We start from the raw sequence: 23,743 nt of genomic DNA on the forward strand, positions 1-23,743 counted from the left end.
TATCTAATTTACGACACAATAGAGGCTTATGTGTTTCTTATTACAAACATACAGCCTTTTTGTAAGGAGGAGAGCTGATTTACATGATGCATAGATCTATACGTTTATAAAACTTCTTTTCGAACACTAAAAGGCATTGCCTGGAGGAATATCATAGCTTTATTGGAACAAAGATGATTTAAATGTAATAATGTAGAGTGAAGCGTTTCATTCATCTGAACTAATTAAGAATACTAAAATTACTATTATTTCCATGTCCTGAAGGAACTGAACTAGGCCTCGTATTTATCAAAATATTATTGGGTAAGTCACGTTATTGCAGGTATCACAGAAGTACCTGTCTATAGTCTAAAAGGGGCCTGTTTCGGGATCAACCTCGCTGCCAGCGAGGTTGATCCGAAGGTGTACCGAAGAAATACCGAAGGAGCTCCGAAGAAATACCGAAGCCACTCCGTAAGTTTACCGAAGAAATTTAGACGAGTTACAGAAGTAGTACTAAAGCGTTACCAGAGTTGATTTTTGGCATGTCGATGTTAAAATACCGATGTGGGCTACTCTTTGATGTGCATTATTGTTAAGTAGGTATTTCGTATTGTGCTTTAAGGCTCATGGATATATTTGCCATAGTTTTGGTAGTTTGTTATCCCACTTTTGTATCAATAAAGAATCAACAATTTGGCAAAAAAAACGCCTCCAATTGCACAAATAACAATCCGGAGGCGTCTACTACTAACTACACCAAATAATTTTATCTCACATAGGATGAAAGACCGCGTAAACAGGAAACGTTTCCTAATAAACTTTCGCCCCCTGTGATCTGTCTTCTCTACTTCACTATCACTTCATCTGAGAACAACCAGGCTTTTCCACCCGCAGCCGGGTGCCAGACCGGGCATAAACCGACATTTTCAGCAATGATACGCACATATTGAACTTTTACCGGTGTAAATTCTGCCGGATACTGTACAATTTCATTGACATCACTTTCTGTCACGCCTGGTTCAAACAGTGCCACTTCGGTAAATGTGGAACCATCCTCAGACACTTCATACCGCACTTTTTTAGGTCCGAATACCCATGACATAGGTGCATTTTTGAAGCGTGAATTAATATAGCTTATCTCGCTTGGTTTTCCCATGTCAATTGTCAGGTCAATTGGTTTTTCTTCAACACCAACTTCAACGCCCAGAAAACCATTTGTTAATCCATACTTACCACCGCCGTCGTACTGGGGGGCATGGGCATATTTTAATTCATAAGGCTTGCCAAATGCCTTGTGAAAAATGATTTCTTTCTCGGAAACAAAAGTGGTGCTGCCATCCTCTTTAAACTGGCATGCCTTAATATGCGCATCTTCATTCAGTACAAACGGTGCATTGTATACAGTACTTTGTGACGTGGGCTCACTACCATCCTTTGTGTAATAAATTGTGTTGGGGCGCTCAGAAACAAACTCAAGTGTGGCCGATTTATTTTCATAATCAGGCTCCACGTTAATGCGCACATGATAGCTGATATCACCGTGTTTGATACCCAGTTTCTCAAGTGAAGGAAGGGTATTGTTTACACGTGCGTAAAAATCGTCCCATTCCCGTATTGCCGGACTCCACGCTACCTCGGCAATGGCAAACACGCGTGGAAACAGGTTGTACTCGATATGCTTGAACTCAGGCATGTACTCGCTCCACATATTGGCCTGTACACCAATGACATGATGGCGTTTGTCGGCAGGAATATCAGTTGGGATTGATGGGAAAGTATATACATCGCGCAAGGTACTGATGCCCGGATGCCCCGGAGAGTTGCTCAAATGATTTTGCGTGTGATTGAAATAATAGGGGAACATTGGCGTCATTACAACATCTTGGCCGGCCTCAGCTGCCTTTATACCCCCTGCTACTCCACGCCACGACATAACAGCGGCACTCTGTGCCAGACCGCCATCGAGAATCTCGTCCCAACCAATCAAACGCCTGTTGTGCTTGTTCAGGTATTTTTCAATGCGGTGTACAAAATAGCTTTGTAGTTCATGTTCGTCGTGGGCGCCTTCCTCCTTCATTCGCTGGCGGCATTCAGGACATGCCAGCCAGGTATCCTTTGGTGTTTCATCACCGCCAATATGAATAAATTCACCAGGAAACAGCTCCATGGTTTCGGCCAGTACATCTTCCAGAAACTGAAAGGTTGATTCCTTACCGGCGCAATATACACCCGCTGAGACCCCTGCTTGTTCCCATATCTCCAATTCACCTGCATTATTGCAGTAATATTCAGGATAAGCAACAAGAGCAGCAGCAGAATGCCCCGGTAATTCTATCTCAGGCACTATAGTAATGTTACGTTCTGAGGCATATGCCACTATCTCTCGTACTTCTGCTTGTGTATAATAACCACCATATGGTTCGGTGTTTTTCTTATTTAAGCCTTTCTCCTGGTTGGCAGTGAATCCCACATTATTACGCCAGGCACCAAGCTCTGTTAATTTTGGATACTTCTTGATCTCAAGTCGCCAGCCCTGATCATCGACCAGATGCCAATGGAAGGTATTGAGCTTGTTCATGACCATGTAATCCAGAAACTGCTTCACTTCTTTTACACCGAAGAAATGGCGGGATACATCGAAGTGCATGCCCCGCCAGGCAAAACGAGGGTAATCGGTAATTTCAAGCTTTGGAATGCTTATTTTATCACCTTTAACCGATAGCAGCTGACGCAGGGTTTGAGCACCATATAGCAAGCCGCTTTTTTCACTTGCTTCTATCAGTATGCTATTATCAACCCTCAGCCTGTAGCCTTCCGATGGTATAGACCCATCCTGCACCAAACTAAAATGAATCATCCCTTTATCTGCTACTGGCAGCTTGATACCATATTCGGCAGATAATTGTTTGTTCAGAAGCTGAATAACAAAAGCCTCATCTGATGCTATGCTTAAATTGTTGATATTGAATTCCAATTGACCACTGTGTTGCTGTACTTCTGCGGGATAAGGAATCAAATTAAGCATTGCTTCATCATTTTTTTTTGAGCACGATACCGCCAATATGGCTGCCAATACTACTATCAGTTGTTTAAATCTCATATGATTGTGTTAAGATAAAAGACCTTAAACCCAAGATATAAGACAAAAGATGTAAAGCCTTAAGCTGAAGGCAACAGCGTTCTGATCATCTTATGTCTAGTGTCTTCAGTCTTTAGTCTGCATATTACCATTTATCAATTTCTTCTTTCAATATGGCCCAATGTTCATCTTCCATGCCATATGGCGTGAAAATGCATACACCTGAGGCCCCGCCTTTTTTAGAAGCCTGAATGCCCTGGCGGAATTCTTCCGGTGTGCTGAATGCCGGCATGTAAAGTCCGCTATACAATGGTACACGGCCTTTTAGTGCTTCAACACCTTCAACACACGATTGCTCGACCCATGCAATATCTTCCTGGTAAAAACTCTGGTAGTTCATCGGATAATAAGCATCAAGAGCCCATTTGTCCCACTCCTGGCGTACCAGTTTTTTAGAAATAGTAGGTGTTGGAAAAACGGCTGCGTTAATTTTATTGCCCTTGGCATGAGCGGCTTTTGTCAGTTCATCAACGGTCTCAGTCACCATGTCATAACGAAACTGTCGCCATTTTTCATTATCTGGAGCAGCATCGCCAAAAGCAGATGCATCTTCACCTGTCTCTTTCTTGTAGCGTTCAATGCAATCATCGCAGTAGCAAAAATCAAATTCGGCATATTCTTTATCCATTACCAATCCGTATACGTCCCATAGATCACGTGCCAGGATTACATCGGAGTGACGGATATAATCAAGATGCACACCATCCATTCCCGGAACAACGGCCAGGTCTTCAACCAACTTAGTCAGGTAAGCTCTGACTTCAGGCTTTGTAGGGCATAACCATTTATAGTAATCAACAAAAGGCTGGTGTTCTGCCGTAGAGCGCCCATCGCGACTGACAGTGTACCAATCGGCATGCTCGCTTAATAACTTGTCATCATAGCGGCGCAATATTGTTTGCCAGGCGTGCAATTCCAGACCATGTTTATGTGCCAGTTCAATTGCAGCGGGATACTTTTCAAGAGAGGTTTGGTACATAACCCCATCAATACCTGTTTCCTTCAGTTTGATAAACATCTTTTCCAGCTCTTCAGTGCCTTCGTTTTTGCCTTCACCCATCCATACATAGTGTTTGGCAGATGATTCTTCTTTGGCTGGTTGACAAGCTGACAAGCAAATGATCAGGGTCAAAACAACTAAACCGATAAGTTTATTAAATAGCTTCATAATAATACATTTTAGAGGTTTTCTACCAATGTTACATTGAACTGAGACTTATAATTTTATTCTCCTGAATTTACTCTGCATTAAAAAATATCATCTTAGCATATGCTTTCAACACTATTTTTTTAGCTGCATCACATTCAAAATATTTAAAATCGTTAATGGCTCATTCCAAAATAAAACCGGTATTATTCTCTAAGGTCAGCCTTTTATTTTAAAGACCGAAATATAGAAAGGCCACATGGCACCGAATTGAAATCTTGTTACAGATAATTGAACAAATGTGCCATATCTTTTTTCTTTTGATGACACTAATGTTGTTTCAGAAAGATGCAAAAAACAGAAAACACTGAGGTATTGATAGTTGGTCAGGGCTTGGCCGGAACGTTACTTTCTTATCATTTGATGAAGAAAAACATATCCCATAAGGTCATTGACATTCAAAAACCGGGAAGTGCATCGCGCGTAGCTGCCGGATTGATCAATCCTATTGTTGTAAAACGAGTGACAAAAACATGGCAGGCCGATGTGTTTTACCCCTATGCTCATCAGCTCTATCAGGAACTGGAAACATTTCTCGACTGCCGATTCTATTATCCATTAGTTATAAATAAGCTTTACGGAAAAGAAGATGAGCACTTTTGGCAGCATAGAAACGAGAAAGAGCAACTGGATGATTATATAACTACAGATGCCAACTACGACTTACCCAATGGTATTAAACAGCCATATGGTTACGGTACGATTAAACGCAGTGCCCGGCTCGATATTTCGACCATGCTGGATGCTTATCGACAATTGTTAAAGAAAGAAAAGCTGTTAATTGAAGACGAGTTGAAGGATGATGAGCTGGAGCTGTTGACTGATGGCATTCGCTGGAAAGGAATTAGTGCGGATCGGATCATATTCTGCAGAGGGAGTTTTGATGCTCAATGTCGACTTTTTCAACATCTGAAATGGAATAATACCAAGGGTGAACTGTTAGATGTTGAGGTAAAGGGGTTAGAACTTAACTCCATTGTGAGTAAAGGTGTTTTTGTAATGCCGGTGGGTAAGAATGCTTTTAAAATTGGAGCGACCTACGCACATCATTGGCAAGACCTGAATGCCACCGAAGAGAAGTTACAGGAGCTAAGAGAGAAATGGGAACTTATCTCGAATCTACCCTTTACCATCAATCAGCAGTTGAGAGGAATTCGCCCAACACTGGCCGACAGGCGCCCGGTACTGACTTTTCTTAAAGAACAAGCATCTGTTGGTATATTTAATGGATTGGGCTCACGGGGAGGCTTAATGGCCCCATACCTGGCAAAGCAAATGCTAAACAAGTTATAAGGTAGTGTAGCTTTGTCATGTAAACATCAGTCCATTTTGGGAGTATATAACAAAGAATATCTGATAGTCTGATGTTATAGGCATTCTAAAAAAGGGGGTGTCCTGAATCAATGATATCTTTCGTAAAGACCACAAAACCATAAAACGCAAAGCGCGCAAAGTATCGAATATTAATTCCATATACTTTGCGCGCTTTGCTTAATTATTAGCGGCCTTTGTCTGAGCCTTAAATCTTTGATTATCCTTTCAGTGGATAAGAAAATAGTTTAATCAATGCTTTCTTCCACCACCTCGATGTCTTCAATAACTTGTTTCTTCTTGCGCCCATTGAATACAAAGTTAATTCCTAATCTCGCATTCACATATCTGGCTTTATCAGGTGACACCAATGAATTGATGTTATCTGTTGCTGCATATATTTGTACAGCACCAAGCTTAACCGCAATACCGGTACCGAAATTGGCAGGGGCATTTTTCATTAATGAGTAGGTAAATACTGTTGACAAGGCACTTCCGGGCGTTAAGCCAACGGCAAATGTTGTTTCAGGCACCATTTCTCCATCGACAAAATAGGATTTATAGATAGCACCCAGGTCAAGCCATTCTTTAGGCTGATATTGTGCCGTAACATTAAAGCTTCCCATGATGTTTGTTTTATAGCTAGATTCATCACTGCTAAACTTAAACGAATCTTCAAAATCATCGGCTAAATCCTCAAGGTAATCAACATCATCGTCATCACCGGTAATGGTTTGGGAAATGTCAATACCGTTGTATTCAAAAGTGCCATTTGAATAGAAGCGGTTAGTGTTGCTCTTCCAATTGATAAAACCAATGTCATTAACAGCCGTGCCAAAGGTAAACTTCTCGTTTAGCTGGTATGTAAGGCCTGCATCAAAGCCAAAGCCTCGATTGTCTCCCATTAGTATATCAGCTGCATCCGCGTCATCATCAGTACTTACATCGTCGATATATCCCTCTTCGTCAAGTTCAACTACCAAAGGATACGAGGTACGAATGGCTGCATCTGAATTCATGATCATGGTTCCGTCTGCCAGGGTTTCAATGCCCACATTGAATTTCTCCGATTCAGCGTTGGCAACACCGATCAGGTATTTGATGCGTGCTCCGAAAGTCAGCTTCTCAGTGATGGGGTGCGAAACACCCAAGGCAATCTCATGGTAATCCATTGTGTTAATGAACAGATCAGATAAACTGTGGCTGATCGGTACATCCTGATCGTAGTTATAGTTACCGTATCGCAGGTCAAGTAATGATTTAGGGTATTTAACATTGGCTTTAAAACGGTGATTGATATCAAACGTGATGAACGCTTTCTTAACGCGGAAGCCCAAGCCTATTATTTGTACTGATGCTTCACTCGCCAACAGGTTATTGTCCTGCAACTTATCAGATAAGTTATCCAGGTCGATAACCAGTGAGTCGGCCTGTAGGCCTGTTCCGTTGCGAATTATGTCAGACCAGGAAAAGCCGCTGTTGCTTCCGTTGATTTTCACTGAGCCTAATGCCGGCAATGAGAAGTAACCGCCACCGACCGGTCGAAATGCCGGGTTGATCTGAGTTGTCTGGGGTACGCCCTTTAACAGCATGAAGGCGTTATCCTGAGCCTGGGCAATGATGGATACGCCAAGCAAAATGATTGCAATATATATATGTTTCATTATATAGATTCTTTGTGATGAGATTAATTGTTTTGAACAATTTGACCCTTTATGCCAAGCTTGATGGTCAATTCATTGCTTTTCAGGAAAACAACAGATGTTCCATTGTCGTAGTCACTGGTTTGCAGAGACGCCTTAATGCGAATTTCCTCTGACTTGTTAAGGTTCTTGATTTGTGAATCGCTTAAATCAATCACTTCTGTGTGACTTACCTTCTCAATAACAATACCTTCGCTGTTAACCACAGCTGCTTTAACTACATTTACTTCAATGGTTTCCAGCACCTGCTGTGTGTCATCGTCGTAAAACTCAAGATCAGCTTTGGCGGCCAAGGGAAATCCGTTTTCAGAAGTGAAAACCAGGCGTGCATTGGTTATATCTTCAATCACATCAATGTCATCGAGTTCTATTACCTCTTCATCAAGCATGGCATTCAGTTTAAGGTCGAGTGGTACCTCAACGCCATATCCAACATAGATACGGTCGTCGGCATACAGCTCAATTTCATCTTTGTTGGAGGCCCCTGGGTTAAGCACTAAATCACCTTCGTAGATAAGGTTCGTAGGTGTTTTGGCAATAAAATCAGTCACACCTGAGTTATTGCGGTTTAGTTCATAGATGTACCTGATCCTGTCTTGATTATCAGGACATGCCGGCAGTTCAATGACAGGTGAGCTTAAATTAGTGACAGCACCATCGTCTAACTGACCTGTTAACTCAGGAATGATTAAGCCAATAAAAGGAGTGGCATTATCAAAAATTAATGATATGCGAGGATCTTTAAACTCCACATCACCGGGGATATCTTCCAGTACGTCAAAATCAAGGTCATAGGTATTGCGTTCCATCTCCACTGCATTCTCGGTCATGGTTCCCCTGACATATTTTAAATCAAAATCACCAAATCTGATTGAGATGTATCCTGTGGTATATGGATAAGAATCCACCTTGTTTTTCGGGGCAATTGAAATACTTAGTGGAAGTTGATTATCAGCTAACTCAATGCGGTCATTGGTGAAGCTTTGCGATGTGCTTTGGTTGCTATCCAATTCTATACTTATTTTTTTGGTCGTTTGACCCGGATTGGCCGATGGAAATGTCAGTGTTAAAAGAATAGGATCTGACAGGTTGCTGGCAGAGGCAGAGATGGTGTAATCCATTTCAACCGTTTTGACAGTGGCATCTGGTATGTTAAAAGATATGGAGCGGTCAATTTTTACTTCATCCTGTATATTGAATATTCCATAACTAAAGGGCAAATTATCCAGAGAAGCTTCAGATAACCTGAAAAAATCATTAATACCCACATATTCTACCGAATCCTCTTCACTGAAAAAGATGATATTGTCATCTTCATACCTTATCATATCAGTCTGATCTGATAGTATGTCCCCCATCGTAACAGTTGTGTGTGCTAGTGGAAGTATAACACCACTTGTTACATTAACATCATCTACAATAAGATCGGTGTCAAATTCATCACCAATACAACCTGCCAGCAATGATAGCGAAAGCAGGCTCACCCAAATTTTTTTCATGTCCTTTTTATTTCAGAGTTTAATGCAGACACGAGCATGTCGGTTAACTGCAATAGCTGTATTGCAGTTAAGACAAACTATCCATCATGGATATGGTTAAAATATTGCTCGTTCAGTCCCCACCAAACAGTGTTATATGGCAAAATTAACGTATGAAGTACAGTTAAGTTTCATCAATTCTGACGGATTTATTTGTAGCTTGACATAAAACATTCTATACATTAATGGCGGAGAGGTGTAACCTTCAGAATATCATATATGTAAGGAGGGTGGCGCTTCTTATATAAAAAAGGGCGCTTACATGAATATGGTCTTTTATTTGATAAAAGGACAAAAAAAGAGCCGGGCGAACCCAGCTCCTTGAAAATATATATGTGTTTGATTAATCAAACATGCTTCGCATGCGGCTAAAAAAACCTTCACCGCTTCCTTTTTGAGGTTCAAAGCTTTCGGCACCCTGGAATTTCTCAACAATCTTACGTTCTTCCTTACTGATATCTTTAGGAATGAAAACCTGAATATGAACCAATAAATCACCTTTCCCGTAGCTGTTGACTTCGGGTAATCCCTTTCCTCGCAGGCGAAGAATTTTTCCAGGTTGTGTTCCGGCCTCTACTTTAACCTTAACAGCTCCATCAACAGTTGGAATCTCAGCTGTTTTTCCAAGGATGGCATCCGGAATACTAATGTTAAGACTGTATATAAGGTTATTACCATCCCTGACCAGTTCAGGGTGCTTTTCCTCTTCAATAAGTACAAGAAGGTCACCATTGATTCCGCCACGTCGGGCAGCATTACCCTTACCAGAAACAGATAGTTGCATACCTTCTTCAACACCTGCCGGTATGTTCAGGCTGATGATTTCTTCATCGCGCATAATACCTTCACCTGCACAGTGCTTACACTTATTGGTGATAATTTTTCCTTCACCAGCACACGTAGGACAGGTTGATGCCGTTTGCATTTGTCCTAATATGGTGTTAGAGATACGTGTTACCTGCCCACTTCCATTACAGGTCGAACAAGTGCTGTATGATGAACCGTTTTCAGCTCCAGAACCACTACAGTGGTTACATTCAACGTATTTTTTAACCTTGATCTTTTTCTCTGCACCGTTGGCGATTTCGCTAAGGTTAAGCTTCACTTTAACACGCAGGTTGGAACCTTTGTTGACGCGTCGGCCGCCACGTGACGAACCACCAAAGCCGCCAAAACCACCAAATCCACCGCCAAAAATGTCACCAAAGTGAGAGAAGATATCGTCCATGGACATTCCTCCGCCACCAAAACCGCCACCTGCAGCACCGCCTACACCGGCATGCCCGTATTGGTCGTAACGCTGACGTTTTTCATCACTTGAAAGGACCTCGTATGCTTCTGCAGCTTCTTTAAATTTCTCTTCAGCAGCTTTGTCTCCCTGGTTTTTATCCGGGTGATATTTGATCGCCTTCTTACGATAGGCCTTTTTTATTTCTTCTTTTGAAGCACCTTTTGATACTTCCAGTACTTCGTAATAATCTCTTTTCGACATAGCTCAGCTTATTTATTCGCCAACAACGACTTTTGAAAAACGCACTACTTTCTCGTGCAGAGTATAACCTTTTTCGATGCAGTCAATCACTTTACCTTTCATCTCTTCACTTGGAGCAGGTATCTTTGTTACTGCTTCATGAAGGTCAGTGTCAAATTCCTTATCTTTTGCTTCTATTTCCTTCATGCCCTGCTGTCCAAGGAAATCGTTGAATTTAGTGTGGATAAGTTTCATGCCTTCTTTCAATGCTTCCACATCTTTAGCATCATTCATGTGAGCCATTGCTCTGTCTAAGTCATCGATAACAGGTAACAGTGCCAAAAGGATACTTTCGCCGGCTGTTTTAGTCAATTCCATCTTTTCTTTCAGGGTACGACGACGGTAATTGTCATATTCAGCGCTTAAACGAAGGTATTTATCGTTGATCTCACTAAGCTTATCGGCAGATGTGGCTTCTTCTGTTTGCTCAGGTACCTCTTCCTTAACTTCTCCATTAGTTTCTTCGTTCTCAGCAGCCGTCTGTTCCTCATTCATTTCGTTAATTTCCTCAGCTGCCTGTGCATCCATCGCTTTTTCTTTCGCTTTCTCCTTTTTAGATGACTTCTTATCCATTATATCTTACTTTAATTATTTCGTTTAGATTGCAATAACTTACTACCGTTATTACGGCTGCAAATTTACAATTATTCTGCCATATTATTGCTGATGGACAAAATGACAGATTTTAATGCTAATTATATTGTAATAACTTAATAGCATGACAAAAGGCACTAACATAACTAATGAAAGTGCCTTTTTGCCATTTATTTTTTCAATGCTACTTGACTAAGCCCTGCAGTGTAGCCTTTAAATTATGTCCACGTAAGTCTTTTGCAATGATAATACCGTCTTTGTCAATTAAGAAATTCATTGGAATACCATTGACACCATACATAGCCGCAGCTCTGCTGTTCCAACCTGCCAAATCACTCACATGGTTAGGCCAGCTTAATTTATCATCTTTGATTGCTTTTTCCCAGGCTGCCTGCTTTTTATCCAGCGAAACACTATATACCGTAAAGCCTTTGCCGCCTTCAAAATTCATATCCTTGAACGTGTTATAGGTATTTACAACATAAGGGTTTTCTTGTCGGCACGGACCACACCAACTGGCCCAGAAATCGATTAACACCAATTGACCACGTAAAGATTCCAATTCGATCGCTTTGCCTTCCGGATTACGCAGCTTAATATTAGGTGCTATATCGCCAATATTGGTGCCTTTCTTTTGCCCCATTACTGTCATTGTAAAAAACAGCATACATACCATAAGCACCCCTAAAGGGTATTTACTTAATTGCTTCATAAAATTTCGTTGGCTGTTTAGATCGCTGCAAGGAAGGCTAGCGATTTTTCAATCGTTGAATACTCGACGTCTTTATTAACTATACGTCCCTCACCGTCAATAAGAATATTAACCGGCTCTTCGATGTTATACATCTTGCTAATGCTACTGTTAGCACCCATGAAATCGCATATATGCATGAATTCCATGGTTTCATCTTGCTCAATGGCAAGCTTAAGTGGAGCTTTAAAGCGGTCAAGCGAAATACTTACTACCACAAACTCTTCGCCATTATGAAAGGCCTGAGCCTTATAGGTTTCGAGCATGTCGTTCAGGTAGTAATTATTCATGCGTGACTGCGCATCGTATGACGCCCAGAAATTAAGAAGGACCATCTTGCCTTGAAGATCCTCCAGGTTAAACGGCGTACCATCGATAAGCTCGGCCTGAAATACCGGGGCTTTATTGCCGGCTTCCAAACCAACTACGGCATCCTGATTGTCATTCATAAATGACAAAAAGAATAAACTCACAGTTATAGTAGCTAATATTAATTTTAGCTGCTTCATGATACTTTAATTAAATTTCGATGTAAAGTTTCAGAAAAATAAACGAGGTTTTTTTTCTTTTTAGATGAACATGCAGTTTTATGTGATGAAGTGTGTGATTTCAGTGTGCAAAGTTAAATTGTGCCTCTGCAATGGCCAATTTTTAGTCACTTGTATTTGTGAAATCTATTTTTATATTGGTAAGAGTAATCGAGTAACTCGCACATAAACAGGCAGTTGTACGTGGATGGGTACTGAAATTTATAATAGATTGATTCTAAATAGGCTAATAATCAGCCTGATGGTTATATAAAAAATGTTAAGGGTATTTAAATTCTTTTAATGCGCGCACCCAGTTTTTGAAGCCTGATATCTATATTTTGATAGCCACGGTCAATTTGCTCAATGTTTTGAATTGTACTTTTACCCTGAGCAGATAATGCAGCAATTAACAACGCAACTCCTGCGCGTATATCAGGCGATGTTAAATTAGCTCCCCGTAATGCATTTTCTTTATTTAAACCAATCACAGTTGCACGGTGCGGATCACAAAGAATAATGCGTGCACCCATATCGATTAACTTATCAACAAAGAATAAGCGGCTTTCAAACATTTTTTGATGAATCAGGACACTTCCTTTGGCCTGTGTTGCAACAACCAGGAATACACTTAATAAATCGGGTGTTAAGCCTGGCCATGGTGCATCAGCGATTGTCATAATTGATCCATCAATAAATGTATCTATTTCATATGTTTCTTGTTCAGGAATAAAAATATCGTCACCGATTACCTGCAGGTTAATGCCCATGCGCTGAAACATCATAGGGATAATTCCTAAATGTTCAATACCAACATTTTTAATGGTTATTTCGGAGCTGGTCATTGCTGCCATACCAATAAAACTTCCTACTTCGATCATATCGGGCAGGATGGTGTGGCTGCAGGTATTAAGTTCTTTTACACCTTCAACGCTTAACAGGTTGGAGCCAACACCATTAATTCTGGCACCCATGGCAATCAGCATTTTTGAGAGCTGTTGCAAATAGGGTTCGCAGGCTGCATTATATATAGTTGTAGTTCCCGGAGTAAGAGCCGCCGCCATAAGTATGTTGGCTGTTCCGGTTACTGATGCTTCATCAAGCAACATGTAGCATCCTTTCATCTCTGATGCTTCAACGGTATAAAAGATGTCTTCGGCATCAAAGTTGAAGCGGGCTCCGAGTTTTTCAAAGCCAATAAAGTGCGTGTCCAAACGGCGACGCCCAATTTTATCTCCACCAGGCTTTGGGAAGTAGGCTTTGCCGAAACGTGCTAATAAAGGACCCATGATCATTATTGATCCACGCAATGATGATGCTCTTTTCTTAAATTCGTTGCTTTGAAGAAACTCCAGATTAACATCAGCTGCAGTAAACTCACATGTATTACGGTTGATACGATTAATAACAACGCCCATTTCTCCTAATAAATCAATCAGGTTATTGACATCTACAATGTCGGGTATATTATTAATGGTGACTTTTTCAGACGTAAGTAATACAGCACATATTACCTGTAAAGCTTCGTTTTTGGCACCCTGAGGTGTAATTTCTCCTTTCAGGCGATGGCCGCCTTCTATTTCAAAGCAATTCATTGCGAAAAGTTTAGGGCAAATTGTTGTTACTTCTTCTTTGGTTTGTTCTGCGGACGCTTTTTACGAGCATTACGATTTTGGTGCTGCTCTTTAAATTCGGTCAGTTTGGTTCCTTCTTCGGCGATGAGTTTACCTTTAGATAACTTTTTTAGATCATCAAAGATACGCTCGTCGGTTACTGAGTCTTTATTCCAGATGAATAAGGATTTCTTCATGTGATTGGCAATCATCACAATCAGGTGCTTACGCTCAGTTTCATCTTCCAGTAAGATGGCTTGCTCAATCATTTTCTCAACCAGTTCCCCATAATGCATGTAGCTGATTTTGCTATTACGATACGGGATTTTTTCAGGTCGCTTTGTCAATGTTTCCTTAGCCAGCAACTCATATGGGTAATCGATGTCCAGTTGAAAATCAGACATGATTGCCAGATGATCCCAAAGCTTGTGCTTGAAATCATTCACATCGCGCAAGTGTGGAAACATATTGCCCATGATGCCAATGATTGTTTTGGCACACTTTGTTCTTTCTTCACGATCCTCAATGGTAACAGCGTGGTCAACCATCTTTTGAATATGACGACCATATTCAGGTAGAATCAAATTTTTTCGATTAGAATTGTAATCCATCAATTGGTATTAAAATCTTACTTTTTTTATCCTTCAAACGGTGGTATGTTCTACGGAATTTTCTTTAATAATTCCTTTCGGAGTAGTGTTACTTTGTTGTTTATTAGCGCAGTAACTGTATGCCACAAAACTAAGTCAAAATTTTTAGTTTGGCAAATTTGAGTAATAATTGTTTTTGTCCGGCATTAACGAACTTAACTGTGGCCTTTACGTTAGGAGCAACTCCTTCAATACTAAGCACCTCGCCCTGGCCAAAGCGTTCGTGTTCAACACGCATCCCGGCCTGAAGCCCATTGGTGTTTGAAGCTTTAAAGTTAATTTTTGGTTTTGCCTGACCTGCTTCTGAAGTATAATTCATGCGTATGCGCGGCTTAAGCCCCGTATCCGTTTGATTAATTCCTGTTTTCCTAAAGGCTGGTTTTGGTCGTTCGTTACCCACAAAATCTTCGGGATTAATATCGAGGTATGACTGGTCAATATCGCCGATAAAACGACTCGGTTTACTAAAGGTTAGTTCGCCATATTTATAGCGGGAGCGGGCAAACGAGATGGTGGCGTTATTTTCAGCTCGTGTAACTGCTACGTAGAATAGTCGACGTTCTTCCTCAAGGTTTTTCTCACTGTCGGTCGATTGGGTGGCTGGAAATAATCCTTCTTCCACACCAACGATATACACATTTTTAAATTCCAGTCCCTTTGCCGAGTGAATAGTCATAAGTGTTACCTTATTAATATCATCAGCTTTTTCATTATCCTGATCGGTTAGCAGTGCCACATCTTCAAGGAAGTTAACCAGGTTGGCCGGCTCACCTTCTTCCTGTTTTGTTTCGGTGAACTCTTTAATACCGTTCAGTAATTCATCAATGTTATCGATACGCCCCTGGCCTTCTATCGACTTGTCGTTATGTAAGTCTTTCATTATGCCACTAGCCGATGTGATTTCAGCTGCCAGCTCATATGCTGATAGATTCTCGAGCTGTGCTTTAAACTGGGCAATAAGCGCTACGAAGTTAGCCAGTTTCTTTTGCGTACCCGCATTAATGCCAATTTGAGCTATGTTTGGATTGATCAGAATATTCCAAATGCTCTGGTCACTGGAATCGGCAGCAGCTGTAATTTTATCCATGGTGGTTTTACCAATGCCACGTGCCGGATAGTTAATAACACGTTTTAAAGCTTCCTGATCAGATGGATTTATTGTCAGTCGGAAATAGGCCAGCAGGTCTTTAATTTCTTTACGCTGATAAAAAGACAGACCGCCATATATTTTATAGGGTAAGTTTTTTTTGCGCAAGGCTTCCTCAAACACCCTTGATTGTGCATTTGTACGGTAAAGGATGGCGAAATCTTTATACTCCAGATGATCTTTCATGCGCTTCTCAAAAATATCGTTGGTTATTAAGAAGCCTTCCTCAACATCAGAGTATGCTTTTAGTACCCTCACCGGGTTGCCAACATCATTGGCCGAGAATACATTCTTTTGGATCTGGCCTTTGTTTTTTTCAATAATGCTGTTGGCAGCATTTACAATGTTTTGCGATGAACGGTAGTTTTGCTCAAGTTTAAATAGCTTATAGCCCGGATAATCGTTTCTGAAATTAAGTATGTTTTCAATCTTGGCACCCCTGAAGCTGTAGATACTCTGAGCATCATCACCCACTACACAGATATTTTTGTGCTTCTCAGCAAGCTTTTTAATGATCAGGTACTGGGAGTAGTTTGTATCCTGGTACTCATCCACCATGATGTAATCAAACTGATCCTGGTATTTTTTCAATACATCGGGGAAGTCGCGGAATAATATGTTGGTATTCAATAATAAATCATCAAAGTCCATAACCCCTGATTTATAGCACTCTTTCATATATCGTGCATATATTTCATAAATCATAGGCATCTGCGAAGCCTTGTCATTGGCTGTTCGGTTGACGTCACGCGCATAAACAACCGGTGTTACCAAATCATTTTTAGCAGCTGAAATACGTGAAAGAACACTACCCGGTTTGTAGGCTTTCTCGTTCAGCTTCATTTTTTTGACAATGCTTTTAATGAGATTTTTTGAATCCTGTGTATCATAAATGGTAAAAGACGATGGATAACCCAGGTGCTTGGATTCGTAGCGAAGGATTCGGGCAAAGATAGAGTGAAAGGTTCCCATCCATAAACTGCCGGCTATATGCTGACCAACAACCGAGCCAATACGTTCCTTCATTTCTTTGGCAGCCTTATTGGTAAAGGTAAGCGCCAAAACCCGGTACGGTTTAACGCCTTCGCTCAGAAGGTGAGCAATACGAAAGGTCAAAACGCGTGTCTTACCCGATCCCGCGCCTGCAATAACCAATGATGGTCCTTCCGTTTCAACAACTGCATTACGCTGAGCCTCATTTAATCCCTCTAAATAATCCTGCACGATACTCCGATTTAAATGACCAATATTCAAAATGAAATTGGTCTACATTGTTAAACTTTGTATTGCAAAAATAGGGCTTCACTTTAATTCCACAAATGGATTTTTAAGCAGGTCGTGTTGTTTAGCTATTGCATGTGAATTCCAATGAAAGTAAAAAGGGCTGAAGCCACCGGGAAATATGATGCCTTTTAGTTTTGGAAAATGAATTGGAACTTTATATCAAACTCAGGTTGTTTTAAGTGGTATAATAATATTATACATTTTATCGTTAGAAGATTTATTATAGCTTTGAAAAGGTTAATTAGTTTTAAAGGCAGATAACAAAAGTTTGATTAAACAGCTGTACTTGCCTGAATTTTAGTTAAGATTACAAAAATTGGTCTGATGATTCGCTTAGTATCTTTTACTTTATTTCTTATATGCGCCCTTAGTTCAAGTGCGCAAATTACCTCCAATGCATTTTATTCCGAACAAACTGAGTATGGAGGTGGTGCTGTTAATGATCCTGTTTTCTTTTATGAAGATATTGCTAATGCAGCACTAACTGCTCCGGCAGGGATAGCTTATCAGTGGTATCAATACTCAACAGGCTCTAATTCGTTTGAGCCAATCGGGGGTGCTACCATGTCATCACTGACTAATATTTCAGAAAGCGGATACCAGGTTGAGGTGACCGCTTCAAATGGAAACAGGGCTAACTATTACTGCTGGAACTTTGTTCCGCAAGCTCAAATTGATTCTGTTGGTGTACCTTTTGCTTCATGTAGTAATATTAGAATAACTGCTTATACACAAAATAAGATACTTACCTATTATCGTCATGCCACTGATAACAGTGCTATAACAGTTGATTACGGGTATGAATGGATTTCAACACCAGCAGGACCTGTTAGTGATGAAAATGAATATTCCCGATTTATTAACGCGCCAACCGAAGATACCAACTACTCAGTAGAAGTGGGTGGTAAGTTTGCAGATGGTATGGAACCTGTTCAGGCTGACTATTCATATGAGGCTATTGCTGTTGAGGCAGCCTTCTCATTTGAAACAGAAGGGACAGCTGATAATGAGGCTACAGAAGGCTCTGCACCCATGGTTGTTCGATTTACCGATGAATCATTGGGCAATGTGACCGATTGGGAATGGACTTTTGGTGAAGGCGGGAAAGATTTTGTGCCCGATCCGATATTTACCTTTCAAAAATTTGTTGAAGGTGGTTACCCCGTTGTTCTGTATGTTCGAAATGCAGATTCAGAGTGTGATAGTGAATCAGCGCCCGAGGTATTTACGGTCAATGAAATGGTGGTTAAAGTGCCAAATGCTTTTACTCCGTTCAGTAGTATAGGAGAGAATGATGAGTTCAGGGTGGCCTATCGTTCTGTTAATAAGTTCAGCATGTTGATATATAACCGATGGGGTCGAAAGGTATATTCAACCACTAATCCGGAAGTGGGTTGGAACGGACGTATTGGTGGTCAAAAAGCAGAGCCGGGCGTTTACTTCTATAAGATAAAAGCAGAGGGGTATAATCAAGGAGAAAACCTTGAACTGGAGGGTGCGGTTCACCTGATTGTAACTAACAATTAGAATGTGTTTTTAAGTGATTCGCAATCACATAAAAACCTTTATAAATCGTATATGCTTTTGGTCTTAGGTTTATCCTTGCGTAATTGTTCGTAATGATACTTTCGTTGTGCCTCGGTAAACTGCGGAATAAAGCTCTCGCCAGGTGATGGCGATGGCGATAATCGTAATTTCTGACTCGGGTCCAGCACAAAATAGGCTGGCAAAGCCCTGATGCGATAGTCAAGAGCTACTTTAGGCATAGCCGCGTAATGCAGGAAGTCCCAGCGGTATTTATTCTCTTTCACCAGTTTTTGTGCAGCTGTAGGATCTTCATCCATAATAATGGTGACTATCGTTACCTCGCGGCGCAGCTGTTTTGAAAGCACATTGAGCAGTTGAAGTTCCTGTTTGCAAGTGTGGTTGCTCGTGTGCATAAAATTCAGGTACACGAACTTTCCTTCATAATCACTTAAAGAGCGCTCTTTGCCATCAAGTCGATAAAGCGTAAACTGAGGAGCTGATGTGCCGGGTCGTAACCATGTAACTTTTTTATGAAGGCTTCGGGCAAAATCTTTGATGTTAATGGTACTGCCCTTTTCATAAGCTTGCTTAAACAAGTCGATGATCTGTTCCTGCTGATATCTGCCTGAGTAAAAAGCATCGTAAAGCCCTTTTAATAAAACTATCTCCGCCATTTCGACATTGGCAAACAGGGTATCTTTTCTAAATACAAGTGATAAGCTGTCGAATGCAGCTGTTTTGGTATATGCATCCCGTAAGGCATCTCCTTGTTTTGATGAAAAGTAGGATGTGAAAAAGCTTTTGTAAAGCGTGTTAAAGGTGCGCTGAAAGGATGGCATGGAATAGTTGACAGGTTCTCCTCTCATGGCAAAATACATGGCCTTGCGTTTATTGCGTTTATATGCCAGTGTCAATAGCTCACCGTATGCATACTGCTTATATTTCACGAAATAGGGTAGGTCCGAATCAAATAAGCTGTCGGTTTTTGTAATAATCTCCTGAGCCTTTCGTGTGTCACCCTTTGAAAAGATACTGACAGCATTGGCATTGTATTGTTCTGAAAAATAAGAATCAAAGCTGCTTATCATACGATTCAGACCTTGCGCCTCTTCATTGGCTATACCCAATTCAATTTGTTCAGGTATGAAATAGGGGTTGAATCGTTCAGCATCGGTTCGTGGCTGAAAAGGAGGAAGAACAAGTTCGTATGTTTGACCGGGTTCAAGAAAGATGCTTCCTTCATACTTTCCCATGTCAATAGTGACGTAGGTTATGGCAGACAGTTCAATGTTTTGTTCAAAGGAGCCATCCTGGTCAACATGTATCGCCAAAAAATCTGACATTTCGCCAGAGATGGGGTTGGCAACCTTCTTCATAACAAGGCTATAGTCGGCATACTCGGGCGCATTGCCTTTAATGGTCACCAACTGTGGAGGCTGTTGTGCCACAAGTATACCTGCACAAAACAGAAATATTGCCAATACGCCTTTACGCATCTATAAAAAGTTTTGAATGTTCTTCTGGATGGCTTCAGGTAAAAATTGTCCGGCATTACCACCATGCTTAACAATGTCGCGAATAATTGAGCTGTTGACCGGTGTATGTTCTGGTGTGGTCAATAAGAAAACAGAATCAATGCCGCTCATGGCTTTATTGACCTGTGCAATAGCTCGTTCATATTCGAAATCGGCTGAGGTTCTTATACCTCTCAAAATGTGTGTACAGCCAATCTCCCTTGCAAAGTCAACTGTTAATCCTTCGTATTTCTCAACGCTAATGCGTTCATCTGAAATAAAAACATCGCGTATCCACTGCATGCGGTTATCGAGCGGGAAAAAATCCCTTTTATTTGAGTTGTAGCCAACGGCAATAATGATTTTATCAAACAGGCTTAAGCCTCGTCTTACAACATCTTCGTGCCCTACTGTAAACGGGTCAAACGATCCCGGGAAAATAGCTGTTTTCATACCTTTTGTGTATCAGTATATTAATTGATCAGAGTCCAATATAAGCATCAAAGTTCTGATCACACTTTAATGTTGCTGGATGATAAGTCTGACAACTCCATTAAAAAAGCAAATGCTTCAAGAGCGTAAAATTTGAAAAAAATAGGTTGTCAAGCAAGTTCTCGTGAAATTTATCTACCAAAACTTAATTTTTCCAGCTGCAAAGGCTGACATGCGTAGTAATATCAAACCATGACTGAAACGGGAAATATTAGTGTCTCCATATTTTCTTTCGCGGTAACGGATAGGTAAATCTACAATTTTCAGATTGAGTTTGTAAGCACCAAATAATAGATCGAAATCACCAAACGGATCGAAATCACCAAAGAAGGAGCGGTTTTCTGCAAGTTTAAGGTAGTCCGTTCTAAACATAACCTTTGTTCCACAAAGCGTGTCTTTGATAGGTCGCTCTAGTATCCAGCTAAACAGGCGCGAGAAGAAGTGGTTGCCAATGTTATTTAGTGTTCGCATGGCATTTTTCTCCATCGGATAAACAAGGCGTACACCATTAATAAACTCTCCTTTACCACGGGTAATTGCATTGTAGAACTTGGGTAAATCCTCGGGAGGAACTGTTAAGTCCGCATCAAGTATCATCAAAATATCACCTTCTGCAGACGCATACCCCTTTCGCACAGCATCTCCTTTGCCTTTGCCATCCTGCTGCATGATCTTAATGCGATGGGTGTCTTTATATTTCTCAGCCATTTGTTGGATGGTTTCCCAGGTGTCGTCAGTGGAGTTGCCTTCGACAAATATCAGCTCGGTGAACTTCCCCATTTGTGGCGTGTGTAAAATTGCTTTTTCAATATTACCACTCTCATTACGGGCTGGCACGACCACTGAAACAGAATAACGCTCATCAACTTCCTCCTGTTTCAAGCGAGGCGGAAAAGGACGGGCAAATACAAACTGGTTTAATCCAAATAGCTGGAAAAAAGGCAAGCGTGAGATGAAACGGTTCATTAACCAAGATACAAGCGGTATGCGATAGGGTATCAGCATGCTTCGGTTTTTCTTATAGGCGTCAAAATCCGACAGATAAAGGAGGTTGGCTATGTCGCCCGTTGATAACCAGTTTTGTTCGGGTGTACGTTTTTTAATGCCCAACAGTTCAGCAAAACGGATGATAGGTTCCCATATGCGATTGTAATAGGTGACGATGATACGCGTTTGTTCATGGCATACTTTTTTAAGTTCTTTAAACACGTGCTCAATGTCATCAATCACACCAATCAGGTTTGATAAAATAATAACATCATACTTTTCTTCCAGATTGATGTTTTCTGCTTCCATTAATTCAAAGCGAATGTCGGGAAACTGCACCTTGGCCTGGTTGATGATGGGTTCGCAAAAATCAATGCCCGTTTTATTCTTTCCTTTCACTGCGGCCAGAAGTTCACCTGAACCACAGCCAATCTCTAAAACAGAACTGTCTTTGTGTATGTAATAGTTACAGTAGCGCGTTATTGAGTCCCAGTAATAGGATCTGCGTTTACGGTATTTTATCCAATTGCCGGCCCTTGATTCAAAATAGGCTCTTCGCTCCTCGTTAACCTTCATCTTATTTTGTCTCCTGATTTGTTGTGTCTTTAGTAATCGCTGCTGCATCGTAATCGACCAGGAACAGGTATGCAGGCTCAACTGTTCCAATTTGTTTTTGAAACTTAAATGCGGTCGGGTACTTCTGGGATATGATATAAAGGTAGCGTTGTATGGTGTTGATTGTCTGGCCATTGTTAACAAGCGGATTCTTTCGCAAGCTGGCCATGATAACATGTGTTACTTCCCTTTCTTTTAGTCGTTGTAATAGTTGATCCGGGTCTGTGGTATCAAAACGATAGATGCCATAAAACTTTTTTCCGTTGGCATAAATACGTGCCATGTTAGGCTTACGTACTGCCACCATGGTGTTTTCTGGCAATTCTTCGCCTGCAAATTCAGCCATTGAAAGGTAATTCCTCCAGTCGTCGGTATAACCTTCATATACATCTCCTTTCAGATTCTTTCTTAAGGTAAGAAGGTCAATCTTTGAAAGAGATTGGGCAGTTGTACTAACCACACTTATACCAACAAGTATAATAAACAGGTACTGCTGTAATTTGCTTTTTTTATTTCTGCTGAATTCCAAAACTCCGTATAAAAGGATTAGGACCATAAACGGAAAGAATGGAATGATTAGACGATACTGGTCCCATAGTTTTTGCAAAACAATAAAGGTAATGCCCAGCATTGTTACTAAATAAACCGCTACAAAAAGAAGGTGTTTGTTGTTTTTAAATGCTCTAACGGTGCTAAACCCAAAAAGGGCATATATCAAAATAGTTAATAAACTAATGGTCGCGTTAGTGGATAAGGAGCGCCAACCTGTCATTTTCAAAAAGTGCTTTGACAGATATAAGTTGGAGTTATCAATAAAGCGTGTGATAAAACCTCCTATGGTTTCTTTGCCTTTGTCGAGCTGGTATGGATGTTTATATATCAGAGTGCTGGCTTGCCCGCTATCAAATAAGGCTGTTTGCCAAATGGCACTTTTAATAATAAGGAACAGTCCAAGCATGATGATAAAGCATCCGGCGACTAAACCCGCATTTTTATATTGTTTATTGATGATGAAAAACAGTATCACCGCTATGAGTGTTCCAATGCCAATGGTACGAGTTAAGAATGATGCCAGGATAACAGCACTAAGCGCTATAATATACTTCAGCTTGTTAGTGTCTTTTTCAGTGTTAAGTAATTCATATACCAAAGTAAATACAGGTACCTGCAATAATAAAAATAAGGCTTCGCTGTATGTTTGACTGGTGAAATAGATAAAATAACTGCTTACCGATATCATCAGAAGAGTGGCAAACAGCAATGTGTAGGCTATCTTATCTTTAAATGTTTTATAGAAAAGCCACATACTGATTAACATCAGTGCAAATGAGGTAATTTTTAAAAGTCCCAGCTTAATGCCGAACAAGGCCACAAAAATCGACAGGAACATGGGATACAATGGTCCTTGAAACGATGGGTAGCTACCGTCGTTAATAAAGTTAACAGCTCTTATTATATAAGTACTGTCATCACCTCCTTCGCTGACCCGGAGGTTAAACAGTAGCAGAGAAAACAGAGTGAATATTCCGAGAATTGATGATATAATCGCCAATTGATGTTTTTGACACCAGTCTTCAACCTTTGTTAAAATGGTTTGGGAAGCTTGTAGGCTCTTTGTTTTATTCATCAGC

Annotated in this window: 17 protein-coding genes; 2 read left to right on the forward strand and 15 right to left on the reverse strand. The window is 40.7% G+C overall.

Annotation, left to right across the window (positions count from 1 at the left end):
- Positions 1-826 precede the first annotated feature (826 nt).
- The gene (locus ACRD69_RS13985) at positions 827-3,082 is read right to left on the reverse strand and encodes a glycoside hydrolase family 20 protein (protein ID WP_430815721.1); all 2,256 of its coding nucleotides are present in this window, start codon (positions 3,080-3,082) and stop codon (positions 827-829) included.
- 124 nt (positions 3,083-3,206) lie between these two features.
- Positions 3,207-4,289, reverse strand: coding sequence for a family 10 glycosylhydrolase (locus tag ACRD69_RS13990; RefSeq protein ID WP_430815722.1), 1,083 nt, complete (start codon positions 4,287-4,289; stop codon positions 3,207-3,209).
- 327 nt (positions 4,290-4,616) lie between these two features.
- On the opposite strand from ACRD69_RS13990, the gene ACRD69_RS13995 reads away from it, so the two are divergent.
- Positions 4,617-5,621, forward strand: a complete 1,005-nt coding sequence (locus ACRD69_RS13995) for an NAD(P)/FAD-dependent oxidoreductase (RefSeq protein ID WP_430815723.1) — start codon at positions 4,617-4,619, stop codon at positions 5,619-5,621.
- Between the two features lie 266 nt (positions 5,622-5,887).
- Here ACRD69_RS13995 and ACRD69_RS14000 read toward each other — a convergent pair whose 3' ends face one another.
- The 9 genes from ACRD69_RS14000 to ACRD69_RS14040 form a co-directional block, all read right to left on the reverse strand.
- Positions 5,888-7,303, reverse strand: coding sequence for a DUF5723 family protein (locus tag ACRD69_RS14000; protein ID WP_430815724.1), 1,416 nt, complete (start codon positions 7,301-7,303; stop codon positions 5,888-5,890).
- A gap of 23 nt (positions 7,304-7,326) precedes the next feature.
- Positions 7,327-8,841 carry a hypothetical protein gene (locus ACRD69_RS14005; protein WP_430815725.1) on the reverse strand — a complete coding sequence of 505 codons (1,515 nt, stop codon included), beginning with the start codon at positions 8,839-8,841 and terminating at the stop codon, positions 7,327-7,329.
- A gap of 382 nt (positions 8,842-9,223) precedes the next feature.
- Positions 9,224-10,372 (reverse strand): molecular chaperone DnaJ, encoded by a 1,149-nt coding sequence (gene dnaJ, locus ACRD69_RS14010; RefSeq protein ID WP_430815726.1) that lies wholly within the window; start codon positions 10,370-10,372, stop codon positions 9,224-9,226.
- A 12-nt stretch (positions 10,373-10,384) separates the two neighbouring features.
- Positions 10,385-10,984, reverse strand: coding sequence for a nucleotide exchange factor GrpE (locus ACRD69_RS14015; protein WP_430815727.1), 600 nt, complete (start codon positions 10,982-10,984; stop codon positions 10,385-10,387).
- A 205-nt stretch (positions 10,985-11,189) separates the two neighbouring features.
- Positions 11,190-11,717 carry a TlpA family protein disulfide reductase gene (locus ACRD69_RS14020; RefSeq protein ID WP_430815728.1) on the reverse strand — a complete coding sequence of 176 codons (528 nt, stop codon included), beginning with the start codon at positions 11,715-11,717 and terminating at the stop codon, positions 11,190-11,192.
- Positions 11,718-11,734: 17 nt separating this feature from the next.
- Positions 11,735-12,265: a TlpA family protein disulfide reductase gene (locus ACRD69_RS14025; protein WP_430815729.1), complete on the reverse strand. Its 531-nt coding sequence runs from the start codon at positions 12,263-12,265 to the stop codon at positions 11,735-11,737.
- A gap of 308 nt (positions 12,266-12,573) precedes the next feature.
- Positions 12,574-13,878 carry a UDP-N-acetylglucosamine 1-carboxyvinyltransferase gene (gene murA / locus ACRD69_RS14030; RefSeq protein WP_430815730.1) on the reverse strand — a complete coding sequence of 435 codons (1,305 nt, stop codon included), beginning with the start codon at positions 13,876-13,878 and terminating at the stop codon, positions 12,574-12,576.
- A gap of 26 nt (positions 13,879-13,904) precedes the next feature.
- A complete protein-coding gene (locus tag ACRD69_RS14035) occupies positions 13,905-14,507 on the reverse strand; it encodes a DUF4290 domain-containing protein (RefSeq protein ID WP_430815731.1) in 603 nt (200 codons plus the stop codon).
- Between the two features lie 130 nt (positions 14,508-14,637).
- Entirely contained in the window at positions 14,638-16,917 is a 2,280-nt protein-coding gene (locus tag ACRD69_RS14040; RefSeq protein WP_430815732.1) for an ATP-dependent helicase, read from the reverse strand.
- A 384-nt stretch (positions 16,918-17,301) separates the two neighbouring features.
- Here ACRD69_RS14040 and ACRD69_RS14045 point away from each other — a divergent pair, with 384 nt between their 5' ends.
- Positions 17,302-18,504 carry a T9SS type B sorting domain-containing protein gene (locus ACRD69_RS14045; RefSeq protein WP_430815733.1) on the forward strand — a complete coding sequence of 401 codons (1,203 nt, stop codon included), beginning with the start codon at positions 17,302-17,304 and terminating at the stop codon, positions 18,502-18,504.
- A 38-nt stretch (positions 18,505-18,542) separates the two neighbouring features.
- Here the strand turns inward: ACRD69_RS14045 and ACRD69_RS14050 are convergent, their stop codons facing one another.
- The 4 genes from ACRD69_RS14050 to ACRD69_RS14065 all read right to left on the reverse strand — a co-directional run bounded on the left by ACRD69_RS14050 (position 18,543) and on the right by ACRD69_RS14065 (position 23,739).
- On the reverse strand, positions 18,543-20,000 hold the full coding sequence (locus tag ACRD69_RS14050; RefSeq protein ID WP_430815734.1) for a TlpA family protein disulfide reductase: 1,458 nt from the start codon (positions 19,998-20,000) through the stop codon (positions 18,543-18,545).
- On the reverse strand, positions 20,001-20,471 hold the full coding sequence (coaD, locus tag ACRD69_RS14055; RefSeq protein ID WP_430815735.1) for a pantetheine-phosphate adenylyltransferase: 471 nt from the start codon (positions 20,469-20,471) through the stop codon (positions 20,001-20,003).
- Positions 20,472-20,645: 174 nt separating this feature from the next.
- On the reverse strand, positions 20,646-22,073 hold the full coding sequence (locus ACRD69_RS14060; protein ID WP_430815736.1) for a glycosyltransferase: 1,428 nt from the start codon (positions 22,071-22,073) through the stop codon (positions 20,646-20,648).
- 1 nt (position 22,074) lies between these two features.
- Complete coding sequence (locus ACRD69_RS14065) at positions 22,075-23,739, reverse strand: ArnT family glycosyltransferase (RefSeq protein ID WP_430815737.1); 1,665 nt, start codon at positions 23,737-23,739, stop codon at positions 22,075-22,077.
- Positions 23,740-23,743: the final 4 nt, after the last annotated feature.

It is taken from the genome of Carboxylicivirga agarovorans (genome assembly GCF_050589845.1).
In the GTDB taxonomy this organism is placed as follows: Bacteria; Bacteroidota; Bacteroidia; order Bacteroidales; family Marinilabiliaceae; genus Carboxylicivirga; species Carboxylicivirga agarovorans.